The sequence below is a fragment of the Sphaerochaeta globosa str. Buddy genome, assembly GCF_000190435.1.
GTDB lineage: Bacteria > Spirochaetota > Spirochaetia > Sphaerochaetales > Sphaerochaetaceae > Sphaerochaeta > Sphaerochaeta globosa.
Genome location: NC_015152.1, coordinates 1,882,969 through 1,897,503, shown reverse-complemented (window position 1 = coordinate 1,897,503; position 14,535 = coordinate 1,882,969). Strand labels below are relative to the sequence as shown.

General features: G+C 48.0%; 15 protein-coding genes and 1 tRNA gene. 4 read left to right on the top strand and 12 right to left on the bottom strand.

The window, feature by feature from the left end; genetic code table 11:
- Positions 1-168 precede the first annotated feature (168 nt).
- Genes SPIBUDDY_RS08830 through SPIBUDDY_RS08820 form a run of 3 tightly spaced genes read left to right on the top strand, consistent with a single transcriptional unit; the run spans position 169 to position 2,401 of the window.
- Positions 169-678 (top strand): nucleoside deaminase, encoded by a 510-nt coding sequence (locus tag SPIBUDDY_RS08830; protein ID WP_013607409.1) that lies wholly within the window; start codon positions 169-171, stop codon positions 676-678.
- Positions 678-1,697, top strand: a complete 1,020-nt coding sequence (locus SPIBUDDY_RS08825) for a translation initiation factor eIF-2B alpha/beta/delta subunit family protein (protein ID WP_013607408.1) — start codon at positions 678-680, stop codon at positions 1,695-1,697. The genes SPIBUDDY_RS08830 and SPIBUDDY_RS08825 overlap by 1 nt, the downstream gene beginning before the upstream one ends.
- On the top strand, positions 1,694-2,401 hold the full coding sequence (locus SPIBUDDY_RS08820; protein ID WP_013607407.1) for an MTAP family purine nucleoside phosphorylase: 708 nt from the start codon (positions 1,694-1,696) through the stop codon (positions 2,399-2,401). The genes SPIBUDDY_RS08825 and SPIBUDDY_RS08820 overlap by 4 nt, the downstream gene beginning before the upstream one ends.
- Here SPIBUDDY_RS08820 and SPIBUDDY_RS08815 read toward each other — a convergent pair.
- The 12 genes from SPIBUDDY_RS08815 to SPIBUDDY_RS08765 all read right to left on the bottom strand — a co-directional run bounded on the left by SPIBUDDY_RS08815 (position 2,362) and on the right by SPIBUDDY_RS08765 (position 13,683).
- A complete protein-coding gene (locus SPIBUDDY_RS08815; RefSeq protein WP_013607406.1) occupies positions 2,362-3,285 on the bottom strand; it encodes a homoserine O-succinyltransferase in 924 nt (307 codons plus the stop codon). The genes SPIBUDDY_RS08820 and SPIBUDDY_RS08815 overlap by 40 nt on opposite strands.
- Positions 3,276-4,574: an O-acetylhomoserine aminocarboxypropyltransferase/cysteine synthase family protein gene (locus SPIBUDDY_RS08810; protein WP_013607405.1), complete on the bottom strand. Its 1,299-nt coding sequence runs from the start codon at positions 4,572-4,574 to the stop codon at positions 3,276-3,278. Before SPIBUDDY_RS08810 ends, SPIBUDDY_RS08815 begins: the two co-directional genes overlap by 10 nt.
- Before the next feature lie 339 nt (positions 4,575-4,913).
- Entirely contained in the window at positions 4,914-6,410 is a 1,497-nt protein-coding gene (gene putP, locus SPIBUDDY_RS08805) for a sodium/proline symporter PutP (RefSeq protein ID WP_013607404.1), read from the bottom strand.
- 114 nt (positions 6,411-6,524) lie between these two features.
- Complete coding sequence (locus tag SPIBUDDY_RS08800; RefSeq protein WP_041381268.1) at positions 6,525-7,571, bottom strand: extracellular solute-binding protein; 1,047 nt, start codon at positions 7,569-7,571, stop codon at positions 6,525-6,527.
- Positions 7,572-7,613: 42 nt separating this feature from the next.
- Positions 7,614-8,417, bottom strand: a complete 804-nt coding sequence (locus SPIBUDDY_RS08795; RefSeq protein WP_013607402.1) for an ABC transporter permease — start codon at positions 8,415-8,417, stop codon at positions 7,614-7,616.
- Positions 8,414-9,355: an ABC transporter permease gene (locus SPIBUDDY_RS08790; RefSeq protein WP_013607401.1), complete on the bottom strand. Its 942-nt coding sequence runs from the start codon at positions 9,353-9,355 to the stop codon at positions 8,414-8,416. Before SPIBUDDY_RS08790 ends, SPIBUDDY_RS08795 begins: the two co-directional genes overlap by 4 nt.
- Complete coding sequence (locus SPIBUDDY_RS08785; protein ID WP_013607400.1) at positions 9,352-10,482, bottom strand: ABC transporter ATP-binding protein; 1,131 nt, start codon at positions 10,480-10,482, stop codon at positions 9,352-9,354. Before SPIBUDDY_RS08785 ends, SPIBUDDY_RS08790 begins: the two co-directional genes overlap by 4 nt.
- Before the next feature lie 286 nt (positions 10,483-10,768).
- Positions 10,769-10,960, bottom strand: a complete 192-nt coding sequence (locus SPIBUDDY_RS08780; protein WP_013607399.1) for a hypothetical protein — start codon at positions 10,958-10,960, stop codon at positions 10,769-10,771.
- Positions 10,947-11,072, bottom strand: a complete 126-nt coding sequence (locus tag SPIBUDDY_RS16435; RefSeq protein ID WP_281047946.1) for a hypothetical protein — start codon at positions 11,070-11,072, stop codon at positions 10,947-10,949. Before SPIBUDDY_RS16435 ends, SPIBUDDY_RS08780 begins: the two co-directional genes overlap by 14 nt.
- 691 nt (positions 11,073-11,763) lie before the next feature.
- On the bottom strand, positions 11,764-12,222 hold the full coding sequence (locus SPIBUDDY_RS08775) for a hypothetical protein (protein ID WP_013607398.1): 459 nt from the start codon (positions 12,220-12,222) through the stop codon (positions 11,764-11,766).
- 10 nt (positions 12,223-12,232) lie between these two features.
- Complete coding sequence (locus tag SPIBUDDY_RS08770; protein ID WP_215904710.1) at positions 12,233-13,000, bottom strand: S1 family peptidase; 768 nt, start codon at positions 12,998-13,000, stop codon at positions 12,233-12,235.
- A gap of 609 nt (positions 13,001-13,609) precedes the next feature.
- Positions 13,610-13,683 (bottom strand) — tRNA-Arg (locus SPIBUDDY_RS08765).
- Between the two features lie 204 nt (positions 13,684-13,887).
- On the opposite strand from SPIBUDDY_RS08765, the gene SPIBUDDY_RS08760 reads away from it, so the two are divergent.
- Positions 13,888-14,514 carry a superoxide dismutase gene (locus SPIBUDDY_RS08760; RefSeq protein ID WP_013607396.1) on the top strand — a complete coding sequence of 209 codons (627 nt, stop codon included), beginning with the start codon at positions 13,888-13,890 and terminating at the stop codon, positions 14,512-14,514.
- The last annotated feature ends 21 nt before the right edge of the window (positions 14,515-14,535 follow it).

The window sequence follows — 14,535 nt, the reverse complement described above, 5'->3', positions numbered from 1 at the left end:
CAAGTCAAACGTCAATGCTCGATTTTTCAAGAATTTGCTGACTCTTTTCCTTATTGTACTACATTATCATCAGATAGGTCCATTCTTGTAGTTTTGTGAACTTGCACCTCATTGCCAACAGGAACATTGCATGCTAGGGTTAGTGCACATCAAAGAGAGGAAGAAGCTATGAGCATCATAAAACGCAGCACACCCAATGAGCAGGATATACAACTTCTGTACCAGACCGTTCGCATCGCACATACTGCAAAAGAGCAGGGAAACCACCCTTTCGGGGCCCTGCTTGCAGACAAGGATGGCAACATCCTTCTCGAACAAGGCAACAGCTATGAGGAAGGGGGTTCTGCTATGCACGCAGAGACACTGCTTCTCTTCAAGGCAAGCAGGCTGTACGCACCCGACTTCTTGGCGACCTGCTCGCTGTATACCAATGCAGAGCCGTGCGTCATGTGCACCGGTGCGATGTATTGGACCAATGTGCGACGGCTTGTATATGGCATCACCGAAGCCAAATTGCTTGAGCTGACGGGTGCCGATGAGCAGAATCCCACCTTCGACCTTCCCAGCCACGAAGTATTGGCCCACGGGCAAAAGGATATCGAGGTCGTAGGTCCTACCGACGATGAGGATCTCGTACAAGCAATTGTTTCCGACCATCTTTCGTTCTGGGTGCACTGATGATCGAGCTTCCGTATGTGCTCAGGCATGAGAATATCTGCCGCTTGGAAGGCAATAGGTTGTTGATCGGAGACCGGAGGGTTTTTCCCTTCGAGAAACGATTTGAGGTCTGTGCGAATGTCCAGGAGGTTGCCCGCTCGTTGCAGGCGATGGTAACCCAGGGGGGAGGGCCGCTTGAGGTAGCCTTGCAAACCATGATCCTGGTCACCAATCAGATGCAACAAGGATTGTTGGGCCATGGCTTTGAAACACTCACCGATGCTGCAAAGCTTCTCATCGCTGCCAGGCCGACCAATACGACCATGCACAGGGCCCTTTCCCATTTGCTTGCCGCTGTACAGCCGAAGCAAGCGGATCTCGAAGAACTAGCAAGTGCTTTGAAGCAAGAAGTTTCTTCGATGTTGGATGGATACGATCAGCTCTATCATCAGATGGGGCGTTTGGGAAGCTCTCTGATAGCCGACCGTTCTGTCATCCTGACCACCTGCTTTGCCGAGCATACCTTTCTGCTCTCCTTGGCCTATGCGAAAGAGAGCGGTAAGGAAGTACGCGTCCTGGCCAATGAGACCAGGCCCTACCTGCAAGGCTCAAGGTTGACAGCCGTGAGTCTTGAGGAGATGGACATCGAGGTCAATGTCATTACCGATGGCATGGGTGCAACCTTTATGGAGGCAGGGAAGGTGGATGCGTACATGACAGCGGTCGACCTGCTCTGCATGGACGGGACGGTGGTGAACAAGGTGGGAACGCTTGCCAATGCCATAGCCGCACGATACGCATCCGTTCCCTACTATGCTTTCAGCATCTCCCCCGATCCCAGCAAGCAGGGGAGAGCCGATGTTACAATGGAAATGCGTCCCCCCCAAGAGGTTAAGCGATGTATGGGCTCAGCCACGACGTTGGATTCAATCAAAGCCCTCTATCCGGCTTTCGACAGTATTCCCGCCCAACTGGTAACAGCCCTCGTTACCCCCAAAGGGATACTCAAACCGGAAGAAATACAAAGGAACTTTTCATGAAAGCAATTATTGGTGGAACCGGTGTCGATTCCTTGGAAGGTCTTACACTCAAGAAAACGGTTGTAGGAACTCCCTATGGAAAGGTTGCGTTGTTCGTAGGTGATGATTTGGTCTTCCTGCCCCGCCACGGCTCTGATCACAGTGTCCCTCCCCATTTGATCAATTATCGGGCCAATGTGGCTGCTTTGGCTGCCTTGGGGGTGCAAGAGGCCGTCGGCATCTATGCAGTAGGCTCCATTTCAAAAGCACTTGAGCCCGGGGATATCGGCATTGTCTCTGACTTTATCGACGTCAGTGGGGGCGCTCGGGAACACACCTTCCACATCGGAGGCTCCAGCGGCGTAAGGCATTGTGCGATGGACGAGGTATTCGATGTTGCGCTTAGTAATCGCATGAAGGCACTCGCTCCTTACCTCAAGGATGCTGGGGTGTATGTGTGTACAAACGGACCGCGTTTGGAGACCAAGGCGGAAATCCGTATGTTTGCACACATGGGTTGTGATGTGGTAGGGATGACGTTGGCCACCGAGGTGGGCTTGCTTGCGGAAGCCGGCATCCGCACGCTCGCCCTTGCATACAGTATCAACTGGGCCGCAGGGGTCGAGCAGGCGAATGTGAGCTTTATCGGTGATGCCCAGATAGAAGCCTTGAAGGAACAGATGACTCAGCTGTGCTGCAAGGCTTTGCTGATCTCCTCCAACTGATACGGGGTGTTCTGGTAGACCTGATAGTTCAGCCAGTTGCTGAACAGCAGGTGTGCATGTGACCGCCAGCGCACCGCAACTTCCCCGTTTTCATAGTAGTTGACGGGAATTTGGGGATTCATTCCTGCTGCGAGGTCGCGCTGGTATTCATCGTGCAATGTCAGCTCGTCGTATTCGCTGTGTCCGGTGACAAACGTTTTTCTTCCATCCTTGCTTGCAGCTACATAGACACCTGCCTCTTTTGAGTCGGCAAGAACCTCTAGGTCCTCATGGGCATAGAGGCTTTCCTCGTCAAGGGCTGTGTGACGCGAGTGCGGCGCCCAAAATACATCATCGAATCCCCGAACCAAGGGAGTGCCTTTTTTGCGTACGCTATGACTGTATACACCTGAGAGCTTTTTCGGAAGTTGGTGTTTCCCTATCCCATAGTAGTGGTAGAGGGCAGCCTGGGCCGCCCAGCAGACAAAGAAGGATGCATATACATGCAAGTCGGCCCAAGACAGGATGCTTGTCAGTTCCTGCCAATAGGCAACTTCTTCAAAGGCCAGGGTCTCGACCGGGCTGCCGGTGATGATGAGTGCGTCGAAATGACGGTCTCGTACTTGGTCGAACGTCTGATAGAACGTCTGCAAGTAAGAAACCGGGGTGTTCTTGCTCTGATAGGTTGCCGTAGTCAGGAAAGTCAGCTCGACCTGCAGGGCTGTGTTGCCCAAAAGCCTGAGAAACTGTTCTTCCGTGCGGCTCTTGTTGGGCATCAAATTGAGCAAGGCCACCTGCAGAGGTCGTATATCCTGATGGATTGCCCGCTCCTTGGTCATAAAGAAAATGTTTTCCTGTTTCAGCACGAGAGCGGCAGGCAGATCTTGGGGTATGGTTACCGGCATACTGGTCCTCCTATCGCATCAAAGGCTTGGGCCAAGTCGTCGATCAAATCCTGGGCATGCTCACAGCCTATGGAAAGGCGGATGGTCGTCCCCTTTATTCCCTGGCTTTCCTGCTCTTCTGCATTCAACTGGGAATGGGTGGTGGTGGCCGGATGGATGACCAGCGACTTCACATCGGCAACATTGGCGAGCAGGCTGAAGAGCTTCAATGAGTCGATGAAGGCCCTGGCCTCTTTTTCCGTTCCCTTTATGTCGAAGGTGAAGATGCTGATGCCTCCCTTGGGGAAGTATCGCTTGTACAAAGCATGATAGGCATTGTCCGTAAGGCTGGGGTGACGCACAACATCGACCAAGGGGTGCTTGGACAGGAACGCCACCACCTCAAGGGTGTTCTCAACGTGGCGAGTCACTCTGAGGGCAAGGGTTTCGAGGCCTTGGAGGAAGAAAAAGGAATGGAAGGGGGACAGGCAAGAGCCGGTATCACGCAGAAGGACGGCACGGGCTTTGGTGATCCACGCAGCACGACCGCCCGCTTCGGTGAAGCTGATCCCGTGATAGCTGGGATTGGGTTCGGTGATCGACGGAAATTTGCCGCTTGCCTTCCAATCGAAATTGCCGCTGTCGACGATGACTCCCCCGAGGCTTGTCCCATGGCCGCCGATGAACTTCGTTGCAGAATGGACGACAATGTCGGCTCCCAGCTCGATGGGCCGAACCAGATAGGGTGTGGCAAAGGTATTGTCCACCACCAAGGGAATTTTGTGACGGTGGGCGAGGGCCGCCAACGCCTCAAGGTCGCACAAGGTGGCATTGGGATTTCCTATCGTCTCCACAAAGAGTGCCTTTGTTGCATCGGTGATCGCCTGTTCGACCTCACCCAGATTCGAAGCATCTACGAACGTGGTGGTAATACCCCACTCGCACAGCGTATGCGAGAGCAGGTTGTAGGTGCCCCCGTAGATGGTCTTTGCCGATACGATGTGTTCTCCCTGCTTGGCGAGGTTGAGCAGGGAATAGGTGATCGCTGCCGACCCGCTGGATACGGCAAGGGCGGCAATGCCTCCTTCAAGGGCGGCTATGCGTTGCTCAAAAGCATCCTGGGTGGGATTTGTAAGCCGGCTGTAAATGTTTCCGGGTTCGCTTAGGTTGAAGCGTGCCTCGGCGTGGGCACAATTGTCAAACACATAACTGGTCGTCTGATAAATCGGAACAGCTCTTGCTCCGGTTGCACTGTCAGCCCGTTCTTGGCCCGCATGGAGGGCGATTGTTTCAAAATGATAGGTAGCCATAGGGATTCTCCTGGTGTATGAATGCACGAACGTCTGTTCGTGGGCAGTGAGACCAGAAGCGTCACATGTGGTCGACTATCGATCCACAACGAGGATGTTTTGCTTGTTTCATGAAAGTACCTTGGAGTTCTTAGGTGAGTGCCGTGCGGCACATCATAGGATCAGAGGATTCAGTTGCGCTTTGCATCTGCATCATGGTGTGCCTCCTCCAAGTAAAATATCCTACCGAAAGGCTGGATTATGCCGAAGTATAAAGTCAGGTTGTTGTTGCGTCAAGAGGTTATTCTACAAAATTAGGAAAATAGTAAAAAACCGGGGATTGCTCCCCGGTTCAACCTGTCAGTCTTCGATGGCCATATAGGCATCGAATTCTGCCACCATCGCCTTATCTGGATTTTTTTCCAGAAGGCTGAATATCACCATAAGAATGGAAGCGAATATGAAGCCGGGAAGCAGTTCGTAGACATCAAAGAGGCCACCGGACAGTTGCTTCCAGATAATGACTGTCAGTCCACCACCCACCATGGCTGCAATGGCTCCATTACGGGTTGCCCGTCTCCAGAAGAGGGCTGCGATGATGACTGGCCCGAAGGTTGCACCAAATCCCGCCCATGCATAACTGACAACGTCGAAAATAGAAGAGTTGGGGTCCATTGCCAAAAAAATGGCAATGATGGTGACGGCGATAACAGTAATACGACTTACCAAAAGGGTCTCCTTATCGGAGGCGTTCTTGCGAAGCATTGCCTTGTAAACGTCTTTGCTGAAGGCTGAGGAGGCAACAAGCAACTGGCTATCAGCGGTACTCATACTGGCGGCAAGAATGGCACATAGGAAGAAACCGGCAATGAATGTGGGGAATATTTTCTGCATGCTTGCAATGAATACTGCCTCTGCTGCACTTTGGCTGGCGTAGGTCGTTGGCAGGAGGAAAATCTTGCCTACAACACCAACGAGCAGTGCTGCCGCCATTGCAATGGTAACCCAGATCATGGCAATCCTACGGCTGGTCTTAACTTCAGCATTGCTGCGAATTGACATGAACCGTACCAGGATGTGGGGCATGCCGAAGTAGCCAAGGCCCCAAGCCAGCGCGCTGAGAATCTGCAAAAAGCCGTAGGTCGTTCCCGGAGGGGTGATGAACGGGTTGATGAAGTGTTGACCGAATTCTGCGAGTTTGGTGAAAGTATGAACGGGACCACCTGCCATAAAAAGGGCAAGAATTCCGGTCGCAACAAGGGCTATGAACATCAAGCTTCCTTGAACGAAGTCTGTTGCAACGACAGCCAGGTACCCGCCGAGCAGAGTATATCCAAGAATGACTACCACTCCAAGGATGAGTGCGACGTAGTAATTCATGCCGAAGACGGAGGTGAAGAGCTTCGCACAAGCAAGGAACCCGCTGGCTGTATACACGACAAAAAACACAAGAATGATAATCGAGCTGATAATCTGCAGTGTTTTTGATTTGTCGTGGAACCGATTGGTCAAAAACTCGGGGATGGTGATGGAATCCTTAGCATGGATGGTATACTTGCGCATTCGTTTGGCAACGAAGAGCCAATTGAGGTACGTCCCCACCAAAAGTCCCACTGCAGTCCAGAAGGCTTCCTGCAGGCCGGTAAAGTAGGCAAGTCCGGGAAGGCCCATTAAGAGCCAACCACTCATGTCGGATGCCTCAGCACTGAGGGCGGTGAACCAGGGACCGATGGATCGTCCGCCAAGGAAGTAGTCGCTGGTGGACTTGGTCTTGCGGAACGTAAAGAACCCGATGGCCAGCATGAGGCCAAGATAGAGTGCAAAGGCGATACCGGTAATAATTTGATAGCTATTCATGGATCATTCTCTCCCCAACAAAAGCATGTTGGTTCAGAATACCTGTTGTAAAACCACGTTGCAAGAGTAAACTAGAACAGAATGTAAAAATCATGCATAAATATGCAAGAATTTCTAATGATACCGTATGACTTGCCACAGCTGATTGTATAATTCCAAATCAGATCCTAAATCGCTGATGTTGTCAGAATGGGAAAGATCTTCGATGGAAAAGAACGGTTGTTCTGTTTTCATGAAGGCAGCGGCTCCTGTATTGGTAGTGGGAGGAAGGCTGAAGGTATCCAAGAAAACGGCATAATTTTTCGGTTCGTGGATGAAATTGATGAAGGCATGGGCTGCCTCCAAATTTCTCGATCCTTTGGGTATGACCATGTTGTCGATGTACATCATTCCACCTTCAGGAGGGATGAAGAAGTCAATCGACGACCACTTCTCCTTGCTGATTTCAGCAAACACATTCTCCGGATACGCGTGTACTACAACGAATTCACCTCTGCTGAACGCCTTGCCGAACGATTCAGAATCGAACTTTACCAGATTGGGCTTCCACTTGGTGTTGATGAGGTCGGCAGCTTGCTGCAGCTGATCGCGGTCTATGGAGTTGCCGCTATATCCCAGATGTTTGAGGGCCGCTCCCATTACTTCGCGCATGTCATCGAGCATGGACATGCTCCCGGCCATGCGGATATCGGAGAAAATGTCCCACGTGCGCTCATACCCGGCAGGAGCTCGCTGTGTATTCACAGCGATGCCGCTAGAACCCATGAAGTAGGGGACGCTATAGCGGAAGGCAGGGTCGTAGTCTGCTTTTTCCCTGAACAAGGGCGAGAGGTACTTGAGGTTTGGAATCATGGTATGGTCGAGCTCGGTCAACAGACCAAGCTTGATCATAATCGCTGTGTAATCAGAGGAAGGGAATATGAGGTCGTATCCCTCATTGCCGCCCGCCATGATTTTTGCAAACATCTCTTCGTTGGAGGCAAAATTATCGATAACTACATCAATACCGGTTTCTTTCTCAAACTGGGCCACCAAAGCATCCGGAGTGTAATACGTCCAGTTGTACAGATACAGCTTGCTGTTCTGCTGTGCGGGTTTCCTGCAACCCATGCCGGTAAGCATGAGTAAGCAGACAACCAGTATGGAAAAATACCGGAACATCTTGTGCACGACGCACCTCCAAATGAGATCATGCCTCCAACCTTAGCTGCTCGCAGCCACAGTTTTTAGGAATTTCCTGAAGATGAATGCGATGACCATGGTACCGAGAATCATAACGAACGACAGTGCGTTGATCACCGGGGAGACGCCGTAGCGAATCATCGAATATACATACAGCGGAAGGGTACCCGAACCAGGTCCGGATACGAAGAATGTAATGACAAAGTCCTCAAGGGACATGGTAATACACATCAAAAAGCCCGAGAGTACTGCCGGAATAATGCTGGGTATAATGACTTTGGTTAATGTCTGCCGTTCATTGGCACCCAAGTCCCTTGCTGCTTCCACGGTGGAATAGTCGAACTCATCGAGGCGTGCTGTGACCATCATGAACACAAAGGGGAGGTTGAACGTCGTATGAGCTGCATAAATGGTAAACATGCCCAAGCGTACCTTGACCGCTGAGAAAAAAATCAACATGGAAATACCGATGATGACTTCGGGAAGGACCATCGGAAGGTAGCTTACGGTCGTGATGTAGTTGCGGCCATGGAAGCGATACCACTTAATGCCGATGGCTGCAAGAGAGCCGAGTACGGTTGCCGTAATGGAGCTGGTAAGCGCTATGACCAAGCTGTTTCTGAATGCTGCCCACAATGAGGGGCTGTCAAAAATCAGCGTCTTATACCACACCAGCGAGGCGTGGTCCCATTGCATTCCCTTTGCGTTGTTGAAGGAAAAGAATACTACAACAAACAAGGGGATGAACAGAAAGACTATTACCAGGGCCAACATTCCGTAGGAGAAAGAGAATCCTGATTTGCTTGAGTATCTGTGGTAGTTCATTTGGCACCTCGATGGTTGTGATGTGCCCTGATGTTGTGCTCAAGTGCCTGTTGGGTGGTTTTCTTTGAACCGCCTTCCTTCTGCATTTGCTCTCGTTTGCCGTTGTACAGCATCCAGAATACCCCAACCAGGGAGATGAGGGTGAGTATCATGGAGAAAGCCGAAGCCAACGGCCAGTTTCTTGTTTTTGAAACCTGGTCGACGATGATATTGCCGATCATGGTTGAGTCCTTGCCGCCAACCAACAGCGGAACAGTGTATGCTCCAAAGATCGGGATGAAGGTAAAAATGAATGCCGTGCTCAACCCACTCTTGATATTGGGGAACATCACTCTGACAATCGAGCCGAGTTTTGTTGCTCCAAGGTCGCGTGCTGCATCGAGCAGGGAAAAATCAAACTTGTCGATGGTGGTGAACAAAGGCAGGATGGCGAACGGCAGGTACATGTAGATGAGAACCAACACGACAGCCCCGTTGTTGTAGATGAGTTTCAGACCTTCATCAATCAGGCCGAGTTTCATAAGCAGGCTGTTGATGAAGCCCTCGGTGGATAGAATGGAAATCCAAGCGTAGATTCTGATCAGCGAATTGGTCCAGAACGGAATGATAATGAGGAAAAGCAGGAAGGTCTGGTGCTTGCTCTTCGCCATGGCATAGCCGCAGGGTATGGCTATGAGAATGCACAGGAATGTGGAGAGTATACTAATCCATAACGTTCGCAGGACCACCATGCCGAAACTGGGATTGAACATCTGTTTGTAGGCAGTGAGGGTGAATTCCCACTCCACACCCCCGTACAAACCACGCTTCATGAAACTATAGAGAATGATGATACCCAAGGGGACCGTGAAAAAGAGGGTGAACCACAAGCCCATGGGACCACCATACATGGTTCCGAGCATTTGTTCACGTTCCCTTGGCTTGAGGGTCTTTTTCATCGGTCGGTATCCTTTACCAGATAGCCGTCAGCTGCTGTCCAACTGACGTAGACAGAATCCTTCCATTCAATGTCGGGACCATCCTCAAGGAATACGGTGTGCTGCTTGAAGACTTTAACCTGGGTGGAAGGCACCCGTTCGAGTTTGACATAAAATTTGGATTGGAATCCCGAATACACCGGTTCATCAACCACGCCCTTGAAGGTGTTGAGTTCTTTCACGGTACTGCGGGGAGGGTTGGCGGAGATCCGTACTTTCTCCGGACGTACGGTAAAATCGAGTGCAGCTCCAATTGCCTGGGGTTCATAATCGGTAACCGATATTTCCCCTTGCAAGGCTGGAACGTCGACACGTATCAGATATTCGCCTTCATACGGTTCGCAGGAGACTACCGTACACGGGAAGCTGTTTGATTCGCCGATGAACTGGGCAACAAAACGAGTTGCCGGAGCCTCGTAAATTTCGTAGGGAGTACCAATCTGCAGAACCTTGCCTCTGTTCATGACGGCAATACGATCTGAAACAGAGAGTGCTTCGCTCTGGTCGTGCGTGACATAGATGAATGTGATTCCAACTTTGTCATGGATTTGGTCCAGTTCAACCAGCAGGTTTTGGCGAAGCTTTGCATCGAGGGCGGATAAAGGCTCGTCAAGCAACAGTACTCGTGGTTCGTTGATGAGCGCCCTGGCAATGGCAACGCGCTGCTTTTGACCGCCGCTGAGCATTGAGGGTTTTTTATTGACATGGTCTTCAAGCTGCACGAGGCGCACGTATTCCATGACTTTGGTTTCGATGGTTTGCTTGTCTACACGTCTGAGACGTAGAGGGAAGGCAATATTTTCGTAGACCGTTAGGTGGGGGAATAATGCGTAGGTCTGGAATACAGTGTTGGATTGCCTTTTATCCGGCGGCAAGGGCAAAATGTCCTTGTTGTCGAACGCCACGCTTCCAGAATCAGGGTAATCAAACCCAGCGATAATCCTAAGCAGGGTGGTTTTGCCACACCCGGAAGGCCCCAGCAGTGAGAAGAACTCACCTTTGTTTATCTTGACACTCACATCGTCGAGTGCCTTGAAATCGCCATAGGAGCGGGAAACCCGTTCGACAGAAACTTCAACACCTTTCAATCTTTTCCATTCCCTCCACTCGTTTCAGGCATAGAATTTCCATAGTTGGAGACTATGGAGCCTTCACGATTCAATGCGAATATCGAATATTTATCCACCTCTGTCAACTAGTTTACCTAAAATTCCTTTACATTTAAAAATACTAAAACAAAATATTACAAAATAACAACTTATAATTACAAAACCTTTCAGACAATTCAGGGTCTGAACGATGAGTTTTCTTGTTGGTAAACGCTATCCCAGTATTGTGATACTGTCCAGCGATTTAAGCCTTTCTGCTGTACGGTCAGTGAAGAAAATCTATACGTACAACCTCCCCTGTATCAGGATCCTCCCGGTAGACGGCCGGTCCTTCTTCATCATAGCCAAACCATTTGACGCGAGTGAAACGCAGTAGTTTGGCTTCCTTTGGAAAGTCGAAGACCCGACAATAATCGAAGTGATGTTGTGCCTGGATGCGAAGATCAAATGGCAGCATCAGTCAAGCCTCCTCTAGTTTCTGCCTGAAGGAAAAACAACCTGAAGAACAGTTGTTCACTGCGCTGTCTCTGAGGCGATACACCTAAGAAGTCCACAAAGATGCCTCTCATGGCATAAGCGTAGGACCTTCTACGCGAGGCGTCAAGATTGAACTATGACACTTCCCTTGCAATTATCATGAGATATGTCAAAAGCCGAAGTTTTTTAGACGGATTCTTTCAGGAAATCGATGCGAACCACCATCCCCGTCTCCGGATTCTTTCTATAAACAGCAGGGCCTACTTCGTCGTAGCCATACCAAATTAGTCGAGTATATTCTCTCAAATCATCATTACTCATTGAGAAGACTTTACAGTAATCAAACAAACAATTGACCTGAACACGTATATCATATGCAAGCAAAATCAATACCTCTTTTTCCCAGTGGGGATGTAAAGCAGTACGAGTAAATGTAGAGGGTCAAGTCTTTCACATGAGGATTTAGCCCAATCAGAAATGCCCGAATTCACACTACGTCAAGGTATGTCAGAAGTCAAGGAAAAGGTATAGGAAATCAAGAAGAAAGATACTATTCATAGAATCAGACCGCTTGATCGAATACACCAGGAGGAGGCGAGATAAGACCTACTGCTTAGAAGGCGCCATTGTGGGTTTATCAACCGCTATCAATGACAATCATAAGAGATTAATTGATAAAGAAATATAAGCAGATAAGAATAGGTAGTTTTATCAGCAACTATCAGCGTATATACATCAATATTAGAGGTTGTTAGGAAATTTGATTTAGAATTGGTGTAGTAGTTACAAAGCTTCCATCTCATCATAATACGTTGAGCAATATGCATTTTTTCCGACCTTAATAGCAGCACAAACGATAAGTACAATAATCGGAGCCAAATAAGTTGCTGGTATTCCAAATTTGATTCCCATGTATGCTGAGACATTAGTAATAATTATAGTTCTTAATGTATCACTTTCTTTGAAAAACTCTTCTCTATTTGTAGAGTATTCTGGATGACCGCATATTAATTTATTGAGTTCTTTTAAGAAATTTGGCCATAAAGCCTTCTTTGATTCTTTAGATTCCTTGCTTGTAAACGGTTCTCCACCAAATGGTTGCATATTGTCAGGGCCAGAAGTTAAGAAATATGTTTCTGCAGCTGATAAGTAAGCTTCTTTCTCACCGAGCAATTCAATAACTAGTCTTCGTTGGAATTTTGGAAGTTGAGATATGACATCAGAAAAATCTTGAGATTGCATAATTAGACTCCTACTCTTCGAGCATCTCGGAAATATACTCAGCAGAAATACACTGAGTTGTCTGGTTAAGTTCTCTAGGATTAATGCCCCCAAGAGATATTCCACAATCGATGGCATATGCGCCAGCTAGCATTCCCACAATCTTATTTTTAGTGGGAGAAAAAACAATACTTCCAGATTGTCCCGGTCTGGATTGAATATTTAAAACACCAAACTTTGATTTGATATTACTGCTAGACAACAAGATCTTCGCTCCAAGCTCTGCCTGCTGTGCTGTAAAAACTCTTCTGCCCTCAACACAATGTGGAAAGCCGAAAACCCAAAGTGTTTCTAGTATAGAAGTATCATCAAATGAGCCCAATGGAATCAAATTACCAGAATAGCTTATGTCAGTTTTCAAAATTGTAATATCAGAAAAAGGATTCTGTGAGACAATCTCAGCAGGAATTGGTTTGCATTCAGTATTGGAAACGTCTTGATATGAGTTAATCTCCAAGATTTCAGGGAAAAAAATAAAGAGATTAGAAGTATTTCCACCAATAACATGTGTTGATGTTGCTATTAGGTTGTTTTTAATTAAGAAACATGTTCCTAACATTTCATAGAACTGAGTGCTCTGATTAAATTTACCCAGAACAAAGCATGTTTTGCAGAAATAATTAAGCAAATTATTCCGGGATTGGTTCACAAATGTATTTAGTGTATTTAGACCTGTAAAATCAGAACTTGTCATTATTTTGACCCCCATTGCAATACTAAGACAAATATTATCACTCATTGACTAGGTTGACAATGTAAATTATGAATTAAGTACCTCTGGTTAATCTATTACTCCATATCTGGCCGTTTAGGCATAATCAGGACTCTTTGGCTTTCTCCTGATAAAGACAAAACCTTGGCTCAATTATCAAGGCTCTGCAAGGAAATTCTTTGAACTCTTTTCTTCTGTTGCTATGCATATTTTGAACAAGCTTACTTACCAAAATCACCGAATGTAGCGGGACTCAGAGGTTTAGATTATGTGAATCAGAAAGCCCATGAAATGTGTTCTCATGCTCCAGGATCAGCTCAGCTCTCTGAATCATCAATAGCACAACTCTGCTTTTCCCTGCTGTAGCCAGGATGAAATTGAAATACACATACTCATCCTATCTCCAAATCATCCTCAGCGCTTCGAGGTCGCTCTCAAACAAGTTCTTCCGCACTTCCTGTGAGAATACCTCTCTGTTCATCGGCAGAACTGCTGGTGACCCATCGCTTGAAAGATCTTTATCTTGCTTCTTGATGTAGATCACGATGTAGCTTAGGGTAGGGTAGTCTGGTATATAAAGAAAGGATACCGGTTTTGTAGCCAGTATCCTCTTTCTTTATAGTGGTTTGTTTGTACTACGCCAAGTAGGAATCGAACCTACGACCTACTGCTTAGAAGGCAGTTGCTCTATCCAACTGAGCTATTGGCGCATGCTTACAGGTACCATAGTACCGGAAACGTGGAAACCTTAGCGTAAATTAGAAAAAAGGTAAAGATGCCTTACAAAGAAACGTATTGGAATAGATACAATGGTGTTCCATTATATTTATACTTGCCTAATGGGAGAATATTGGGTATACTCAGTTTACCTAGTAAATTACTAGGAATAACAGTACTTGTTAGGAGGTACGTAGATGTTTACGCAAGTTGCACTTTCCTATGGATATGCCGACCTACAGCCCCATATCGACGAACTGACCATGGTGACCCACTATACGAAGCACCATGCAGCCTATACCAATAATCTGAACGCCGCCCTGGATAAGGACGCAAGCCTTAAGAATCGTTCCATTGAGGATATTCTCTTACATTTGGATACCATCAAGGATGAGGCGCTGCGGACGAGCGTGCGAAACAATGGCGGCGGGTACGCAAACCACAACCTGTATTTTGCTACGCTTTCACCGAATGCCACCCTCAGCCCCACAGGAATTCTTGAAAGGCGAATAACACAAGAGTTTGGCAGTCTCGATGCCCTGAAGGATGAGCTGAGTAAACAAGCAGCTGGAAGGTTCGGATCAGGATGGGCGTTCTTGGTAGCCCAGGCCGATGGAAAGCTTTCCGTGGTGAATACACCCAATCAGGATACCCCTCTGATGACCAAGAACGGGGGAGTCCCCATTCTTGGCATTGATGTCTGGGAGCATGCCTACTATCTGAAGTACAAGAATGTGAGAGCCGACTATATCAAAGCATTCTGGTCGGTACTTGACTGGGCTGAGGTACAGAAACGGTATGAGCAAGTGATTAAGTATCAGTAATTCATACCATTCATTTCGATG